Here is a 16,498-nt window from a genome sequence, read left to right on the forward strand (position 1 = left end):
GGTTCACTCTGCGTGCTCGATTCATTACTCTTCATTGACCGACTCTTGGACATGCTTGGAGATGGGGAGGGCCATGAGGGGACATCTCGCGCGCATCCGGCCGCGGACGCTGCCGCGCACCGGCCTCGCGGACCTGTCGGCTTCGGCCACCGTCTTCCTGATCGCCGTCCCGCTCTCGCTCGGGCTCGCCCTGGCGACCGGCGCGCCGCCGCAGGCCGGACTGGTCGCGGCGGTCGTCGGCGGGGTGGTCGCCGGCGGACTCGGCGGCGCGCCGCTCCAGGTCAGCGGGGCCGCCACCAGCCTGGTCGTGGTCACCGCCGGACTGGTGGACAGGTACGGCTGGCGGGCCACCTGCGCGATCACCGCGCTGGCCGGACTGGCCCAACTGCTGCTCGGCGCGCTGCGCGTGGCCCGCGCCGCCCTCGCGATCAGCCCCGCGATCGTGCACGGGATGCTCGCCGGCATCGGCTGCGTCATCGCCGTCGGGCAGCTGCACGTGGTGCTCGGCGGCAGCCCGCAGACCTCGGCGCCGGACAACCTCGCGGCGCTGCCCGGCCAGCTCCTGCACAGCCATCCGGCGACACCCTTCGTCGGCGCGCTCACCCTCGCGGTGCTGCTGGCCTGGCCGCGGCTGCGCGGCCGGGCCGCGAAGCTGCGCGCGGTTCCCGCGCCGCTCGCCGCGGTCGCCCTGGCCACCGCGGCGAGCGCGTGGCTCGCGCTGCCGCGCGTCGACCTGCCGGAACTGCGCGCGCCCACCCTCCCGGCGCTGCCCGAAGGGCCGGTGCTCGGGGTGGCCGCGGCCGTGCTGACCGTCACGCTGGTGGCCGGCATGGAGTCCCTGCTGTCCGCCGTCGCCGTCGACGCGCTGCAGGTCAAGCGCCCGGGACCGCACGCGCCGCCGACCGCGCTGGACCGCGAGCTGCTCGGCCAGGGCGCCGCCAACGTCGTCTCCGGGCTGCTCGGCGGCCTGCCGGTGGCCGGCGGCGCGATGCGCGGCTCCGCCAATGTCGCGGCGGGCGCCCGCACCCGCGCCGCCACCGTGCTGCACGGCGTGTGGGTGCTGCTGTGCGCGGGCTGCGCGGCCGCCCTGCTGCGCGCGATCCCGCTCGCCGCGCTGGCCGCGCTGGTGATGTTCGTCGGCATGCGGATGGTGAGCTTCGCGCACATCCGGCACGTCCACCGGCACCGCGAGTTCCCGGTCTACGCCGTGACGCTCGGCGGCGTGGTGCTGCTCGGCGTGCTCCAGGGCGTGTGCGCGGGCGTCGCGATCGCCGCGTGCCTGTCGCTGCGGCGCCTGACCCGTACGCGGGTGGCCGTCGCCGAGGAGGTGGGCCGCCACCGGGTACGCGTCAGCGGCCAGTTGACGTTCCTGGCGGTGCCCCGGCTGTCACGGGCGCTGGACCAGGTCCCCCCGCGCGCCGACGCCGTGGTGGAGCTGGACGGCTCGTTCATGGACCACGCCGCCTACGAGGCGCTGCGCGCCTGGTCGTCCCGGCACCGCGCGGGCGGCGGCCGGGTGCTGCTCGGCGACCGCGCGGGACGGCCCGTCAGCGAGCCGCTGGGCGCGCCCGCGCTCCCGGCCGCGGACGTCGTCGCCGCCGCGCCCGCGCCCGCCGCTGGTACCGCGCCCGCCGCCGCCGCCGCTGCCGCTGCCGCTTCCGCGCCTGCCGCTGACGCCACCCCCGCGCCCACCGCCGCCTCCCTCGTCGTCGCCGACACCGACGCCACCGCCGCCCCCGTCGACGTCGAACTCCTCAACGGCGTCAGCGCGTTCCAGCAGCACACCGCGCCGCTGGTCCGCGAGGAGCTCGCGCGACTCGCACGCGAGGGCCAGCGGCCCCGTCGGCTCTTCCTGACCTGCGCCGACTCCCGGCTGGTCACCAGCATGATCACGTCGAGCGGCCCCGGCGACCTGTTCACCGTCCGGAACATCGGCAACATGGTGCCGCCACCGGGCGCCGACGCCTCCTGCGACTCGGTGGCCGCCGCCGTCGAGTACGCGGTCGACGTCCTCGGGGTCTCCGGCATCACGGTCTGCGGCCACTCCGGCTGCGGCGCGATGCAGGCGCTGCTCGCCGAGCGCGACACGCCCGCCGCCGGGCAGCCCACCCCGCTCGCGCGCTGGCTGCGCCACGGCCGCCCCAGCCTGGCCCGGCTCACCGCCGCCGCTGCCCCCCGCACCCCCGGCGCGTCCGACGGCGCCTCCCGGAGCACCCCGCTCGTCTCCCTCGCCGACCGCCCGGTCGCCGACGAGCTGGAGCACCTCGCGCTCGTCAACGTCATCACCCAGTTGGACCATCTGACGGCCCATCCGAGCGTGGCGCGCGGGCTGCGCGAGGGCCGGCTCGCGCTCCACGGCATGTACTTCCACGTCGCCGAGGCGCAGGCGTACACGCTCGACCGGGCCACCGGCGAGTTCCGCGCCGTCGGCCCCGATCCCGCCGCGCCCGCCCCCGTACCCCGGCGTCCCACCACAAAGGTCTAAACCATTTTTTGGGGTGAGCCCTTGTCACGGCAGCGCGGGACTGGTGAGGTAGTGCCGGGACATCTGGGACACCCTGACAAGGAGCTGGCGTGAGCACCAACGAGAGCCTGGCGAACCTGCTGAAGGAGGAGCGGCGCTTCGCTCCCCCGGCCGAGATTGCGTCCGCGGCCAATGTCACCGCGGCCGCGTACGAACAGGCCGCGGCCGACCGGCTGGGCTTCTGGGCCGAGCAGGCCCGCCGCCTGACCTGGGCCACCGAGCCCACCCAGACACTCGACTGGTCGAACCCGCCGTTCGCCAAGTGGTTCGCCGACGGCGAGCTGAACGTGGCGTACAACTGCGTCGACCGCCATGTCGAGGCCGGCCACGGCGACCGCGTCGCCCTGCACTTCGAGGGCGAGCCGGGCGACAGCCGCGCGATCACCTACGCCGAGCTGAAGGACGAGGTCAGCCGCGCCGCCAACGCACTGACCGAGCTGGGCATCGCGGCCGGCGACCGGGTCGCCATCTACCTGCCGATGATCCCCGAGGCGGTCGTCGCGATGCTCGCCTGCGCCCGGATCGGCGCGCCCCACTCGGTGGTCTTCGGCGGCTTCTCCGCCGACGCCGTCGCCTCCCGCATCGACGACGCCGACGCCAAGCTCGTCATCACCGCCGACGGCGGCTACCGCCGCGGCAAGCCCTCCGCGCTCAAGCCCGCCATCGACGACGCGGTCGCGCGCACCCCGCAGGTCGAGCACGTGCTGGTGGTGCGCCGCACCGGCCAGGACGTCGCGTGGACCGATGGCCGCGACCTGTGGTGGCACGAGGTCACCAGCCGGCAGTCCGCCGAGCACACCCCGCAGCCGTTCAACGCCGAGCACCCGCTCTACATCCTCTACACCTCCGGGACGACGGGTAAGCCCAAGGGCATCCTGCACACCTCCGGCGGCTACCTCACCCAGGCGAGTTACACCCACCACGCGGTCTTCGACCTCAAGCCGGAGACCGACGTCTACTGGTGCACCGCCGACATCGGCTGGGTCACCGGCCACTCGTACATCGTCTACGGCCCGCTCTCCAACGGCGCCACCCAGGTCATCTACGAGGGCACCCCGGACACCCCGCACCAGGGCCGGTTCTGGGAGATCGTGCAGAAGTACGGTGTGACGATCCTCTACACCGCGCCCACCGCGATCCGCACCTTCATGAAGTGGGGCGACGACATCCCCGCCAAGTTCGACCTGAGCAGCCTGCGGGTGCTGGGCAGCGTCGGCGAGCCGATCAACCCCGAGGCGTGGATCTGGTACCGCGAGCACATCGGCTCCGGCAAGACCCCGATCGTGGACACCTGGTGGCAGACCGAGACCGGCGCGATGATGATCAGCCCGCTGCCGGGCGTCACCGCGACCAAGCCCGGCTCCGCGCAGACCCCGCTGCCCGGCATCGCCGCCACCGTCGTGGACGACGAGGCCAACGAGGTGCCGAACGGCTCCGGCGGCTACCTGGTGCTGACCGAGCCGTGGCCGTCGATGCTCCGCACCATCTGGGGCGACGACCAGCGCTACCTGGACACCTACTGGTCCCGCTTCCCCGGCCGCTACTTCGCCGGCGACGGCGCGAAGAAGGACGACGACGGCGACATCTGGCTGCTCGGCCGGGTCGACGACGTCATGCTGGTCTCCGGCCACAACATCTCCACCACCGAGGTCGAGTCCGCGCTGGTCTCGCACCCGAAGGTGGCCGAGTCCGCGGTCGTCGGCGCCACCGACGAGACCACCGGGCAGGCGATCGTCGCCTTCGTCATCCTGCGCGGCACCGCCGAGGACAGCGCGGACCTGGCCGCCGCGCTGCGCGACCACGTCGGCAAGACGCTCGGCCCGATCGCCAAGCCCAAGCGCATCCTGGTGGTCTCCGAGCTGCCCAAGACCCGCTCGGGCAAGATCATGCGCCTGCTGCTGCGGGACGTCGCGGAGAACCGGGAGCTGGGCGACGTCACCACGCTCACCGACTCCTCGGTGATGGACCTCATCCAGAGCAAGCTGCCCTCGGCGCCCAGCGAGGACTGAGCCGGCCGCCGCCGGGGGCGGACCCCGGCAGGGCCAAGCCGGGTCCGCGTCCGGCCGCCCGCCGCCCGCTCCACCCCGCGCGCCCGTTCCCCGCGGCTGGGCAATATCCCGGCTGCGGGGACGCGCGCGCCGACGTAGGGTCGCCGCAGGAGGACGACCCGTGACCGATCAGCCCCGGCCGCGCCGCCGCACCACGGTCCTGCTGGACCGGCTCCCGCTCCCCGAGCGGGCGTTCCTCGCCGACGCGTTGCGGGCCGAGACGGTCGGCGGCCTCCTGCTGCTGCTCGCCGCGCTGGCCGCGCTGATCTGGACCAACACCGACCAGCACGACTACGAGGCGGTCAGCCACCACCACCTCGGGCCGGCCGCGCTCGGCCTGCACCTGTCGGTGGCGCACTGGGCGGCCGACGGCCTGCTGACCGTCTTCTTCTTCGTCGCCGGGGTCGAGCTCAAGCGCGAACTCGTGGCCGGCGAACTGCGCGATCCCGCCGCCGCCGCGCTTCCCGTGGTCGCCGCCGTGTGCGGGATGGCCGCGCCCGCGGTCGTCTATGCGGTGACGGCCGCGGCGGGCGGCGGCTCGCTCAAGGGCTGGGCGATCCCGACCGCCACCGACATCGCCTTCGCGCTCGCCGTGCTCGCCGTCATCGGCACCGCGCTGCCGGCCGCCCTGCGTGCCTTCCTGCTCACCCTGGCCGTCGTCGACGACCTGTTCGCCATCCTGATCATCGCGTTCTTCTTCACCTCCGCCATCGACATCGCCGCCCTGCTCGGCGCGGTCGGCGGCCTGGTGCTGTTCTGGGCGCTGCTGCGCGCGGGGGTGCACGGCTGGTGGGTCTACGTGCCGCTGGCCGTGGTGATCTGGGCGCTGACCGCCAACAGCGGGGTGCACGCCACCATCTCCGGCGTCGCGATGGGCCTGATGCTGCGCTGCACGCCCCGGCCGGGCGAGGAGCACACGCCGGGCGAGCGCGTCGAACACCTCGTCAGGCCGCTGTCCGCGGGGGTCGCGGTGCCGCTGTTCGCGCTGTTCTCCGCGGGGGTGACGATCTCGGCGGGCTCGCTGCGCGAGGTCTTCCACCGGCCCGAGACCCTCGGCGTCGTGCTCGGCCTGGTGCTGGGCAAGGCGCTCGGCGTCTTCGGCGGGGCGTGGCTGGCCGCCCGCTTCACCCGCGCCCGGCTGGGCGCGGATCTGGTGTGGCCGGACGTGCTGGCGGTCGCGGTGCTGGCCGGCATCGGCTTCACCGTCTCGCTGCTGATCGCCGAACTGGCCTTCGACGACGACCCCGCGCTGGCCGGCGAGGCCAAGGCCGCGGTGCTGCTCGGCTCGGTGATCGCCGCGGTCGCGGCGGGCTGCCTGCTCAAGCTCCGCGACAACGCCTACCGGGCGCTGGCCGCGGCGGACGCGGTCGAGGTGACCGACGCGCACCACCTGGGACGTGACGGGGACCGCAGGCTCGCCCCGCCCGGCGGGGAGGCGGGCCATGCTGACGACGCGTAAGGCATGATCTAGTGACGACCGGAGACCACCGCCGGCAACCGATCCGTACCGACCCACACGACGGAGGACGCGAGATGAGCGCAGCCTCGAACGGTGACGAGCGCAGCCTCGGCCAGTTGTTCGCCTCCGCCACGGCGGAGCTGTCCGCCCTGGTGCACGACGAGATCGCCCTGGCCAAGGCGGAGATCCGGCAGGACGCCAAGCGGGCGGCGGTGGGCAGCGGCGCGTTCGTGACGGCACTGGCGCTGCTGTTCTTCGCCGTGCCGATGCTCAGCTTCGCCAGCGCCTACGGCATCCACGCGCTGGGCATCACCCTCGGCTGGTCGTTCCTGATCGTCTTCGGGGCGTTCATGCTGCTGGCGGGGATCCTCGCGCTGGTCGGCATCGGCCGCTTCAAGAAGGTCAAGAAGCCCGAGCGGACCATCGCCTCGGCCAAGCAGACCGCCGCGGTGCTGCAGAAGGCCAAGCCGCACCCGCGCGAGCTGCCGGCCGAGAGCGGCGGGACCGGCGCCGCGGCGATCACGTCGTCCGGCTCCGGCGCCACCCTGGCCGTCTCCGCCGGCGGCACCCCGCCCGCCGTCGAGGACGCCGCGCCGGGCCGCTCTTGACCTCTCGCGCCCCGGCGGACGGCGAGATGTGACACGCTTCGGGGCATGAACCTCACCGTCGGGTCGCGCGGTCCCTCCGGCAGTTCCGGCCGGGGCCGCCCGTCGGTGCCCCGTGTCGAGGGGCCCTGGACGCACCGCGACGTGGCCGCCAACGGCGCGCGCTTCCACATCGCGGAGCTGGGCGACGGCCCGCTGGTGCTGTTGCTGCACGGCTTCCCGCAGTTCTGGTGGACCTGGCGGCACCAGCTGACGGCGCTCGCCGACGCCGGCTTCCGCGCGGTCGCGATGGACCTGCGCGGGGTCGGCGGCAGCGACCGTACGCCCCGCGGCTACGACCCGCCGAACCTCGCGCTCGACATCACCGGCGTCATCCGCTCGCTCGGCGAGCCCGACGCCGCGCTCGTCGGCCACGACCTGGGCGGCTACCTCGCCTGGACCGCGGCGGCCATGCGGCCCAAGCTGGTCCGCCGGCTCGCCGTCAGCTCCATGCCGCACCCGCGCCGCTGGCGCGCCGCGATGCTCACCGACCTGCGGCAGAGCAAATCCGGCGGCTACATCTGGGGCTTCCAGCGGCCGTGGATCCCCGAGCGGCGGCTGACCGCGGACGACTCCGCGCTGGTCGGCGAGCTGGTGCAGCAGTGGTCGGGCCCGAGCCTGCCCGACGAGGAGTCGGTCGACGTCTACCGCCGGGCCATGCAGATCCCGTCCACCGCGCACTGCGCCGTCGAGCCGTACCGCTGGATGGTGCGCTCGATGGTCCGCCCGGACGGCATCCAGTTCAACCGCCGGATGAAGCGCCCGGTCCGGGTGCCCACCCTGCAGATGCACGGCTCGCTCGACCCGGCGATCGCCACCCGGTACGTGGCCGGCAGCGGGGAGTACGTCGAGGCGCCGTACCGCTGGCGGCTGTTCGACGGGCTCGGCCACTTCCCCCAGGAGGAGGATCCGGCGGCCTTCTCCGCCGAACTGATCAACTGGTTGAAGGACCCGGAACCGGACCGCTGACCCCCTCTGTGCCACGCGTTCACACGCGTACATATGACGGTCGAACCATCGTCAAAATGCCGGACGCATAGGCCAACTGGACCACGAAACGGCGATTACCGACCAAGGGGCGCGGGCACGTTGGTCGGTATGGGTTGGACGCACGACTACCGTGACGTATCGAGCAATCGCCGCCGCATCTCCACCGCCGATCGGACGGCGCCCCTGGCCGTACTGCCGCCCGGGCAGGGCCGCCTCGGCATCCCGAGCATCCTCGGTCGCCGCGCCCGCTGGGTCAGTGCCCGGCTGCGGCACGTACGCGACTGATCAGCGGCCGGCCCGCCGCCGGACCAGGCGCGCCGTGCGGCGCGCCGCTCACAGCGCGCAGCCCTGGGTGTCCACCCGCTGCGTCGCGGCGCGCCCCTGCGCCGCGTCCTCGCGCACCTCGTCGGCGGTCAGCGCGTAGCCGGTGTGGGAGTCGTCCAGCGACTTGGCGAAGACCACGCCGGCCACCTGGCCGCCCGGAGTGAGCAGCGGACCGCCGGAGTTGCCCTGCCGGACGGTGGAGTAGATCGAGTACACGTCGCGGTGCACCGTGCCGCGGTGGTAGATGTCCGGGCCGCCGGCCTCGATCCGGCTGCGGATGCGGGCCGCCCGCACGTCGAACGGGCCGTTCTCCGGGAAGCCGGCCACGATCGCGTCGTCGCGCGAGTGCTCGGGGCCGGTGCTGAAGTCGAGCTTCGGCGCGTTCAGATTCGGCACGGCCAGCACCGCGATGTCGCGCTGCCAGTCGTAGAGCACCACCCGCGCGTCGTACTGCCGGCCCCGGCCGCCGATCTGCACCCGCGGGTCGGTCACGCCGCCGACCACGTGCGCGTTGGTCATCACCCGGTCCCGCGCGAAGACGAAGCCCGAGCCCTCCAGGATCTTCCCGCAGCCGGGCGCGGTGCCGACGATCTTCACGATGCTGTCGCGGGACTCGGCCACCACCTTGCTGTTCGCCAGCGCCGGGTCCGGCGGCGGCACCGAGGTGATCGGCTCGGAGCCGAAGGTGCCGAAGACCTGCGGCAGGCCGTTCTGCGCGAGGGCGTTGCTGAAGTCGTCGAACCAGGTGTCGGCCTGGGCCGGCAGCACGTCGGAGACCCCGAGCAGCACCTTGGACGAGCGCACCTCGCGGCCTATCGTCGGCAGCGTCGTGGTCGCCAGCGCGGTGCCGATCAGCCACGCCACCAGCAGCATCGCCGCCACGTTGACCAGCGCCCCGCCGCCGGCGTCCAGGACGCGGGCGGGCGACCAGGTGATCCGGGTGCGCAGCTTGTTCCCCAGGTGCGTGGTGAACGCCTGTCCCACCGACGCGGTCACGATGACCATCGCCACCGCGCAGATCACCGCGACGGAGCCCGGCGTGGCGTCGTCCGTGGCCTTGTCCCAGATCAGGGGCAGCAGGTAGATGGCGGCCAGGCCGCCGCCGAGGAAGCCCGTCACCGACATGATGCCCACGACGAAGCCCTGCCGGTAGCCGACCACGGCGAACCAGACAGCGGCGAGGATGAGCAGGAAGTCCAGCGCGTTCACGGGCACAACGGTCTCATGCCCGCCTGAGCACGCGGGACGGTACGGCCAGGAGACCCCCGGATCGGGGCCGCGGCCGGGCCCGACGGACAGGAGCCGTACGGGGGCGGTGCGGTCGTACGGCGCGGCGCGGACGGCGCGGTCCGCGCGGGCGGCCGGAGCCGCGGCCGGGTCAGCCGAGCGGGACCGTGCGGTCGCGGTCCCAGGGCCGCTCCCAGCCCGCGTAGTGCAGGATCTTGTCGATCAGGCCCGCGGTGAAGCCCCACACCAGCGCGCCCTCGACCAGGAACGCCGGGCCGCGGAAGCCGCTGGGGTGGACCAGCATCGCCCGGTTCGCCGGGTCGGCCAGATCGGCCACCGGCACCCGGAAGACCCGCGCGGTCTCCGCCGGGTCCACCACCCGCACCGGGCTCGGCTCGCGCCACCAGCCCAGCACGGGGGTGACGGCGAAGTCGCTGACCGGGATGTAGAGCCGCGGCAGCACCCCGAAGACCTGCACGCCGGCCGGGTCGAGGCCGGTCTCCTCCTCGGCCTCGCGCAGCGCCGCCCGCACCGGGCCCTCGCCCTCCGGGTCGCCGTCCTGCGGATCGAGGCTGCCGCCGGGGAACGACGGCTGGCCGGCGTGCGAGCGCAGCGCCGCCGAGCGCTCCAGCAGCAGCAGGTCAGGGCCGCGCTCGCCCTCGCCGAACAGGATCAGCACCGCCGAGGGGCGACCGCCGCCGGCCGGCGGCAGGAAGCGGCTCAGCTGCTCGGGGCGGACGGCCGCGACGACCGAGGCCACCGGGTCGAGCCAGGACGGGACGCCGGCCGCGGAGACCCGCGCGCCGCCCCTGGCCTGGGTCATGACGCGGCCAGCGGGGGCGCGGGCTGCCCGGGGTAGTCCGGCGGGGGCTTCAGCCGCTGGCCGGGGAAGCCGCCCTTCTCGTACTTCAGCAGCTTCTTCGCCTTCTCCGGGTCCGTCTCGCCCTCGCCGAAGGACGGGCACAGATGGGCGATCGGGCAGGCGCCGCACGCGGGCTTGCGGGCGTGGCACATCCGGCGGCCGTGGAAGATCACCCGGTGCGACAGCATCGTCCAGTCCGACTTCGGGAACAGCCGGGCGACGTCCTGCTCGACCTTCTCCGGGTCCTCCGAGGTCGTCCAGCCGAAGCGCCGGGACAGCCGGCCGAAGTGCGTGTCGACGGTGAGGCCGGGCACCCCGTACGCGTTGCCGAGCACGACGTTGGCGGTCTTGCGGCCCACTCCGGGCAGCTTCACCAGATCGGCCAGCTTCTTCGGCACCTCGCCGCCGAAGTCGTCGCGCAGCGCCGTGGACAGGCCCAGCACCGAGCGGGCCTTGGCGCGGAAGAAGCCGGTCGGCCGGAGGATCTGCTCCAGGTCCGCCGGGTCGGCCGCGGCCATGTCCTCGGGGGTGGGGTACTTCGCGAACAGCGCCGGCGTCGTCTGGTTCACCCGCAGGTCGGTGGTCTGGGCGGACAGCACGGTGGCGATGAGCAGCTGGAAGGGATTCTCGAAGTCCAGCTCCGGATGGGCGTACGGATACACCTCGGCCAGTTCGCGGTTGATCCGCCGGGCGCGGCGCACCAGCGCCACGGGCGGGGCCTGCACGGCGGTCCGTTCGCTCTCAGCGGAATTCCGGCCGGCCGTCACCCGTCCGGTGGGCGCGGCCGCCCGCTTCTTCTGCACCCTCGGCGTATCTGACACCCGGCCAGCCTAAGCCTCGCCACCGACATACGCGGTCGATACTCTGTGCCGCGACAGGAATCGGGCGCACCCGCACCCGATCGCACCCTTCTCGCACCCCCGGGGCGCGTCCGCGCCGGTGGATAAGACATCCTTGTGATTGATCGCACTGTTTGAGACGTCGTGCATCATGGGAGATCCCGGCGATGTCGACTGTCGACAAGGAGAGAGCTCGTGGACGACGTTCTGCGCCGTGCCCCGCTTTTCGCGGCGCTCGACGACGAGCAGGCGGCTGAACTGCGCGCCTCCATGACGGAGGTCACGCTCGCGCGTGGCGACTCGCTGTTCCACGAGGGCGACCCCGGGGACCGGCTGTACGTCGTCACCGAGGGCAAGGTCAAGCTGCACCGGACCTCGCCCGACGGGCGGGAGAACATGCTGGCCGTGGTGGGCCCCGGCGAGCTGATCGGAGAGCTGTCGCTCTTCGACCCCGGGCCGCGCACCGCCACCGGCACCGCGCTGACCGAGGTCAAGCTGCTGGGCCTGGGCCACGGCGACCTGCAGCCCTGGCTGAACGTCCGCCCCGAGGTGTCCACCGCGCTGCTGCGCGCGGTCGCCCGGCGGCTGCGCAGGACCAACGACGTCATGTCCGACCTGGTCTTCTCCGACGTGCCCGGGCGCGTCGCCAAGGCGCTGCTCGACCTGTCCCGGCGGTTCGGCGTGCAGTCCGAGGAGGGCATCCACGTCGTCCACGACCTCACGCAGGAGGAGCTGGCGCAGCTCGTCGGCGCGTCCCGCGAGACCGTCAACAAGGCGCTGGCCGACTTCGCCGGCCGCGGCTGGCTGCGGCTGGAGGCGCGCGCGGTGATCCTGCTGGACGTGGAGCGGCTGGCGAAGCGGTCGCGGTAGGGGTCGCAAGTAGGGGTCGCGGGAGCGGTTGGCGCCGGGGCGGTCGGGCCGCGGTGGTTGGGCCGCGGCGGTCGGCGTCGCGCTCGTGGTCGGTGCCACGGTCGGGGCGGGGCCTCGCAGGCGGTGCCACGGTCGGGGCGGGGCCTCGCGGTCGGCGCGGAGGGTCTCTCTCGCTCGCGGTCGGCGCGGACGGGTCGGAGCGTCAGGGGCGGGGCCGGGCCGCCCGGCGGGCGCGACTCGCCGGGCGTGGCGCGCCGGGCGGCGGGCGTGGTTCACCAGGCGAGCTGGGCGATCTCGTCGGCGACCGCCGCGACCGCTTGGGCGGCCGGGTCGATCAGCGGGAAGTGGCCGGTCTCCGGCAGCCAGGCCACCGTGGGCTCCTCGCCCGCGGCGGCGGCTGCCCGCGTGAACGCCTCGCTGACCTGCGGCGGAACCACGTTGTCAGTGCTGCCGTGCACGATGGTCGTGGCGATTCCGGTGGGGAGCAGCACCGAGGGATCGGCGTGCGGGAGGCGGTCCGCCCGGTGCTCGGGGGCGCCGAGCAGATCGCTCACCGCGTCGGAGCAGACGTGCAGCCGTATCGCGGTGCCGAAGTCGGCGATCGGCGCCAGCGCCACGACGCCGCGCAACGGGGGCGGTGCGTCGAGGCGCCAGGGCGAGCCGGTCGGCAGGACGTGCCGCGCGGCGGCCCACAGCGCGAGGTGGCCGCCCGCGCTGTGGCCGGTGAGCACCGTCCGGCGCGGGTCGACGGCCTCCTCGCCCAGCGCCGTGACGGCCAGCGCGGCCACGGCGTCCATGGCGGCGGCCACGTCGTCGAAGGTCTCCGGCCACCGCCCGGCCGGAGCGGGCGCGGTGTCTCCGGCTTGGCCTGCGGGGCTGTCAGGGCTGTCGGAGCCGGCGGCGGGGCTGCCGGGCGCCGGGCCTCGGCGGTATTCGACGGAGGCGACCGCGTAGCCCGCCGCGGCCAGGTAAGCGGCCAGGGGTGAGACATGGGCGCGGTCATAGGCCGCGCGCCAAGCGCCGCCGTGCAGCAGGACCACCAGCGGCGCGGGCCGGGCGCCGCCGGCGGGGGTGCCGGACCGGTAGAAGTCGATCACCTGGTCCGGGTGGTCCCCGTAGGACGCCGTCGCGTCCGGCGCCACCGGCGCGTGTCCGAGGGCCGAGGCCTCCTCCGCCGCCGCCCGGGCCGCGAGCCGCGCCCGCGCACCGGCGTCCCGGACCGCGCCCGGCCGGTCCGCGGCCTGCGCCGGGGCCGCGTCCGCGGTCCCGGCGGCGCCGTCGGCCTCGGCGGCGGCCATTCCCGCGGCCCGCGCGGCGGCGCTCGACGCACCCCCCGACGTGTCCGCCGTGGTCGACGTGTCCGCCGTGGCCGACGTGGTCGGCGCGGTCGGCGTTGTCGGCGCGGCCGTCGCGGTCGCCGTCGTCGGCGACGCGGGAGGAGGCGGGGCGGACTCGGCGGGCGGCATGGCTCAGGAGGTCCCTTCGGGTTCGGCGCCGAGCACCGCGGCCAGCACCTGGGCGGCACGCAGCGCGTCGGCGTAACGGGTGTACAGCGGGGTGAAGCCGAAGCGCAGGACGTCGGGCCTGCGGTAGTCGCCCACCACGCCGCGGGCGGTCAGCTCGCGCATCACCGCGCCCGCGTCCGCGCAGCGCAGCGACACCTGGCTGCCGCGCTCCGCGTGCGCGCGCGGCGTGATCGGCTCGACCCGGCCCGCGGGCGCCAGCGCGGCCACGCACTCCAGGAAGAAGTCGGTCAGCGCCAGGCTCTTGGCCCGCACGTCGGCGACCGCGACGCCGTCCCAGACGTCGAGCGCCGCGTCCAGCGCCAGCAGCGACAGGATCTCGGGGGTGCCGACCCGGCCGCGCGGCGCGCCGGCCGCGGGCTCGTAGTGCTCCGCCATGGCGAACGGGTCGGTGTGCGAGTTCCACCCCGGCAGCGGCGAGTCGAAGCGCGGCTGCAGCGCGCTGCGTACGTAGAGGTAGGCGGGCGCGCCCGGCCCGCCGTTGAGGTACTTGTAGGTGCAGCCGACCGCCATGTCCACGCCGTCCGCGTCGAGCGCCACCGGCAGCGCGCCCGCGCTGTGGCACAGGTCCCACACCGCGAGCGCTCCCGCGGCGTGCAGCGCACCGGTGGTCGCGGCCATGTCGTACAGCCGCCCGGTGCGGTAGTCGACGTGGTTGACCAGCGCGACGGCGGTCCGGGGGCCCGCCTCGGCGGCGATCCGGTCCGCGGGCAGCGCCCGCAGCGTCCGGCCGGTCAGCCGGGCGGCGGACTCGGCGATGTAGCCGTCGGTCGGGAAGGTCCCCGCGTCGACCAGGATCTCGTCGCGCTCCTGCGGCGCCATTCGCACTGCGGCGACCAGGGCCTTGAAGACGTTGACGCTGGTCGAGTCGCCGACCACCACCTGCCCGGGCGCCGCGCCGACCAGCGGCGCGATCCGGTCGCCGATCCGCTCCGGCGCGGTCCACCAGCCGCTCTCCTCCCAGGAGCGGATGCGCAGCTCGCCCCACTCCCGGGTGACGACGTCGGCCAGCCGCGGCAGCACGCCGGTGCTCAGCGCGCCGAGCGAGTTGCCGTCGAGGTAGACGGCGTCGTCCAGCGCGAAGCGCGCGCGGACGGCGGCGAGCGGATCGGCGGCGTCGAGGCGGGCGGCGCGGTCGGTGAGGGAGGCAGCTCGCTCGGTGAAGGAGGCGGCGGGGTCGGCGAGGGAGGCAGCCCGGTCGGTGAGGGAGGCGGCGGGGTCCGCGGGCGCGGAGGCGTGCCGCGCCGGCGCGGGGGCCACGGCGGGGTGCGGGGCCGCGGTCTCGGGGCTGGTGAGCGGCTCAGACATGGCTGCGCGCCGTCCACAGCTCGGGGAAGACGGTCTTGGCGGCGCGCTTCTCCAGCCACGCCACGCCGGCCGAGCCGCCGGTGCCCGGCTTGGAGCCCATCGCGCGGCGGGTCGCCACCAGGTGGTCGTTGCGCCAGCGCCACACCAGCTCGGCGACGTCGGTGAGCAGCTCGCCCAGGCGTACCAGCTCCGCGTCCTGGTCGCGGTCGGCGTAGACGCTCTGCCAGACGGCCTCGACCCCGGGGTGCGGCTCGTAGCGGGCGGCAGGATCGCGGTCGAGGACCTCGGCGGGCACCGGGAGGCCGCGGCGGGCCAGCAGCCGCAGCACCTCGTCGTACAGGCTCGGCTCGGTCAGCGCCTTCTCCAGCTCGGCGTGGGCGCTGGGGGTGCCGCGGTGCGGCACGAGCATGGACGCGGACTTGTCGCCGAGCAGGAACTCCAGCCTGCGGTACATCGCGGACTGGAAGCCGGAGCCCTCGCCGAGCGCGGACCGGTAGGCGTTGAACTGCGCGGGGGTCAGGTGCGCGATCGGCTTCCAGGACGCGTTGAGCGACTCCAGCTCGGGCAGGCTGCGGCGCAGCGCGGCCATCGCGGTGGGCAGGTCGTCCTCGCGCAGCGCGTTCGCCGCGGTGGTCCATTCGTGGACCAGCAGCGTGAACCACAGCTCCATCACCTGCGTGGTGACCAGGAAGGCCATCTCGCCGGGGTCGTCGGACAGCGGATGCTGCAAATGGGTGAGGACGGACGCCTGAACGTAGTCCTCGTACGGTGTCGAGCCCTCGAACGCGAGGTGAGGGGTCGCCGCCTCGTCGGTCGGTGTGTCGGACATGGGGTACCTCCAGTGCGTCGCCCGGGATCACCGGGCCGTGCCGCGATCATCGGCGGTACGGCCCGATCCGGCAAGGCCCGGGGTCCGGGCTCGGCCGGTCGCCCCTCGGCGCGCGCCCGCGGCACCGGCCGCGACCGGCCGGACCCCTGTCACTCCACCGGCGGTCCCTGGATGTAGCGGCCGTGGCTGTCGTACGGCCACTGGTTCGCGGTGCAGCCGTGCAGCCCGTATATCTGCTGCATCATCACCGGCGCGGGCTTGCCGGGGCCGGGGCAGCCCTCGTGGCCGTGGCCGATGCGGTGACCGACCTCGTGGTTGATGATCAGCGCGCGGTACTCCTGGACCGGTCCGTGGAACTCCGGCGAGCCGAGCAGCCAGCGCTTGAGGTTGACCACGACGGTCGGGCCGACGTCGCAGTTGACCTCGCCGTGGGTGTCCAGCCCCGCGGCGCCGCACAGGTCGTCGACGGTGTCCGGGGTGGCGATCTTGATCACGAAGTCGGCCGGGCCGGAGGAGACGAGCTGGAAGGCGTCGTGGCCGTCGGCGGTCCAGCCGCGGGGATCGGCCAGGATCTGCTGGATCTCCTGCGCGGCGGCGCCGGGGGAGAGCGCGATGCCGCCCTCGACCTGGACCTTGTAGCGGCGGAGGGTGCCGTGCCCCGCCGCCTTGCCGTCGGAGTGCGCGGTGCGGAAGTCGCCGGTGCCGGACTGCGGCACGACCGGCGCCTTCGACGCGCGGGGGCTGGGGGAGGAGGTCGCCTCGGGGGTGCTGCCGACCGTCGCCGCGGGTCGGCCGCGGCCGTCGTCCGGCGCCCCGGCCGACGACGAGTCACTGCGGTGCGCGTGCCAGGCCGCGAACGCGGCCGCGCCTCCCAGCGCGATCACCACCAGCAGGACCATCGGCACGACGGCGGCGCTCCGCCGCTTGGTCCCGCCGCCGGTCTGCGGACGACGGCTCGGGCTCTGCACTGCCACGACTCCCCCTGGGCGGCACGGCCGGGACCGCCTCAGCCCCTGGCGCCCCGTCTGCCGCGATCGATGATCGAACGCTT

At 74.6% G+C, this 16,498-nt stretch carries 14 protein-coding genes; 7 read left to right on the forward strand and 7 right to left on the reverse strand.

The genetic code is table 11. The annotated features are described in order from the left end of the window. The first annotated feature begins 73 nt into the window (after positions 1–73). The 6 genes from VSR01_RS21305 (at position 74) to VSR01_RS21330 (ending at position 7,950) form a co-directional block, all read left to right on the forward strand. Positions 74–2,485 carry a SulP family inorganic anion transporter gene (locus tag VSR01_RS21305; RefSeq protein WP_326450773.1) on the forward strand — a complete coding sequence of 804 codons (2,412 nt, stop codon included), beginning with the start codon at positions 74–76 and terminating at the stop codon, positions 2,483–2,485. 89 nt (positions 2,486–2,574) lie between these two features. Next, positions 2,575–4,533 carry an acetate--CoA ligase gene (acs, locus tag VSR01_RS21310; protein WP_326450774.1) on the forward strand — a complete coding sequence of 653 codons (1,959 nt, stop codon included), beginning with the start codon at positions 2,575–2,577 and terminating at the stop codon, positions 4,531–4,533. A gap of 160 nt (positions 4,534–4,693) precedes the next feature. Continuing rightward, positions 4,694–6,031 (forward strand): Na+/H+ antiporter NhaA, encoded by a 1,338-nt coding sequence (nhaA, locus tag VSR01_RS21315; RefSeq protein ID WP_326450775.1) that lies wholly within the window; start codon positions 4,694–4,696, stop codon positions 6,029–6,031. 74 nt (positions 6,032–6,105) lie between these two features. Beyond that, on the forward strand, positions 6,106–6,639 hold the full coding sequence (locus VSR01_RS21320; RefSeq protein ID WP_326450776.1) for a phage holin family protein: 534 nt from the start codon (positions 6,106–6,108) through the stop codon (positions 6,637–6,639). Between the two features lie 45 nt (positions 6,640–6,684). Next, the gene (locus VSR01_RS21325; protein ID WP_326450777.1) at positions 6,685–7,644 is read left to right on the forward strand and encodes an alpha/beta fold hydrolase; all 960 of its coding nucleotides are present in this window, start codon (positions 6,685–6,687) and stop codon (positions 7,642–7,644) included. A gap of 129 nt (positions 7,645–7,773) precedes the next feature. Continuing rightward, a complete protein-coding gene (locus tag VSR01_RS21330) occupies positions 7,774–7,950 on the forward strand; it encodes a hypothetical protein (protein WP_326450778.1) in 177 nt (58 codons plus the stop codon). Between the two features lie 48 nt (positions 7,951–7,998). Here the strand turns inward: VSR01_RS21330 and VSR01_RS21335 are convergent, their stop codons facing one another. From VSR01_RS21335 to nth, 3 genes are all read right to left on the reverse strand, one after another. Further along, on the reverse strand, positions 7,999–9,198 hold the full coding sequence (locus VSR01_RS21335) for a MarP family serine protease (protein WP_326450779.1): 1,200 nt from the start codon (positions 9,196–9,198) through the stop codon (positions 7,999–8,001). Positions 9,199–9,367: 169 nt separating this feature from the next. Next, the gene (locus VSR01_RS21340; RefSeq protein ID WP_326450780.1) at positions 9,368–10,039 is read right to left on the reverse strand and encodes an NUDIX hydrolase; all 672 of its coding nucleotides are present in this window, start codon (positions 10,037–10,039) and stop codon (positions 9,368–9,370) included. Next, positions 10,036–10,845 carry an endonuclease III gene (nth, locus tag VSR01_RS21345; protein WP_326453747.1) on the reverse strand — a complete coding sequence of 270 codons (810 nt, stop codon included), beginning with the start codon at positions 10,843–10,845 and terminating at the stop codon, positions 10,036–10,038. The genes VSR01_RS21340 and nth overlap by 4 nt, the downstream gene beginning before the upstream one ends. 267 nt (positions 10,846–11,112) lie before the next feature. Between nth and VSR01_RS21350 the strand changes: the two genes are divergently transcribed. Further along, the gene (locus tag VSR01_RS21350) at positions 11,113–11,787 is read left to right on the forward strand and encodes a Crp/Fnr family transcriptional regulator (RefSeq protein ID WP_037911812.1); all 675 of its coding nucleotides are present in this window, start codon (positions 11,113–11,115) and stop codon (positions 11,785–11,787) included. A gap of 272 nt (positions 11,788–12,059) precedes the next feature. Here the strand turns inward: VSR01_RS21350 and VSR01_RS21355 are convergent, their stop codons facing one another. From VSR01_RS21355 to VSR01_RS21370, 4 genes are all read right to left on the reverse strand, one after another. Further along, complete coding sequence (locus VSR01_RS21355; RefSeq protein ID WP_326453748.1) at positions 12,060–13,085, reverse strand: alpha/beta hydrolase family protein; 1,026 nt, start codon at positions 13,083–13,085, stop codon at positions 12,060–12,062. A gap of 171 nt (positions 13,086–13,256) precedes the next feature. Next, positions 13,257–14,618 carry a kynureninase gene (gene kynU / locus VSR01_RS21360; protein WP_326450781.1) on the reverse strand — a complete coding sequence of 454 codons (1,362 nt, stop codon included), beginning with the start codon at positions 14,616–14,618 and terminating at the stop codon, positions 13,257–13,259. Then, positions 14,611–15,447: a tryptophan 2,3-dioxygenase family protein gene (locus VSR01_RS21365; RefSeq protein ID WP_326450782.1), complete on the reverse strand. Its 837-nt coding sequence runs from the start codon at positions 15,445–15,447 to the stop codon at positions 14,611–14,613. Before VSR01_RS21365 ends, kynU begins: the two co-directional genes overlap by 8 nt. 149 nt (positions 15,448–15,596) lie before the next feature. Next, entirely contained in the window at positions 15,597–16,457 is an 861-nt protein-coding gene (locus VSR01_RS21370; RefSeq protein ID WP_442785694.1) for a DUF3152 domain-containing protein, read from the reverse strand. Positions 16,458–16,498 lie beyond the last annotated feature (41 nt).

The organism is Actinacidiphila sp. DG2A-62, assembly GCF_035825295.1.
In the GTDB taxonomy this organism is placed as follows: Bacteria; Actinomycetota; Actinomycetes; order Streptomycetales; family Streptomycetaceae; genus Actinacidiphila.

Bases quoted from the DNA above. Each gene is read 5' to 3' on its own strand.
- VSR01_RS21305 (WP_326450773.1), top strand. From the start codon at position 74: ATGAGGGGACATCTCGCGCGCATCCGGCCGCGGACGCTGCCGCGCACC.
- VSR01_RS21330 (WP_326450778.1), top strand. From the start codon at position 7,774: ATGGGTTGGACGCACGACTACCGTGACGTATCGAGCAATCGCCGCCGC.
- VSR01_RS21365 (WP_326450782.1), bottom strand. From the start codon at position 15,447: ATGTCCGACACACCGACCGACGAGGCGGCGACCCCTCACCTCGCGTTC.
- VSR01_RS21320 (WP_326450776.1), top strand. From the start codon at position 6,106: ATGAGCGCAGCCTCGAACGGTGACGAGCGCAGCCTCGGCCAGTTGTTC.
- VSR01_RS21340 (WP_326450780.1), bottom strand. From the start codon at position 10,039: ATGACCCAGGCCAGGGGCGGCGCGCGGGTCTCCGCGGCCGGCGTCCCG.
- VSR01_RS21325 (WP_326450777.1), top strand. From the start codon at position 6,685: ATGAACCTCACCGTCGGGTCGCGCGGTCCCTCCGGCAGTTCCGGCCGG.
- VSR01_RS21355 (WP_326453748.1), bottom strand. From the start codon at position 13,085: ATGGCCGCCGCCGAGGCCGACGGCGCCGCCGGGACCGCGGACGCGGCC.
- kynU (WP_326450781.1), bottom strand. From the start codon at position 14,618: ATGTCTGAGCCGCTCACCAGCCCCGAGACCGCGGCCCCGCACCCCGCC.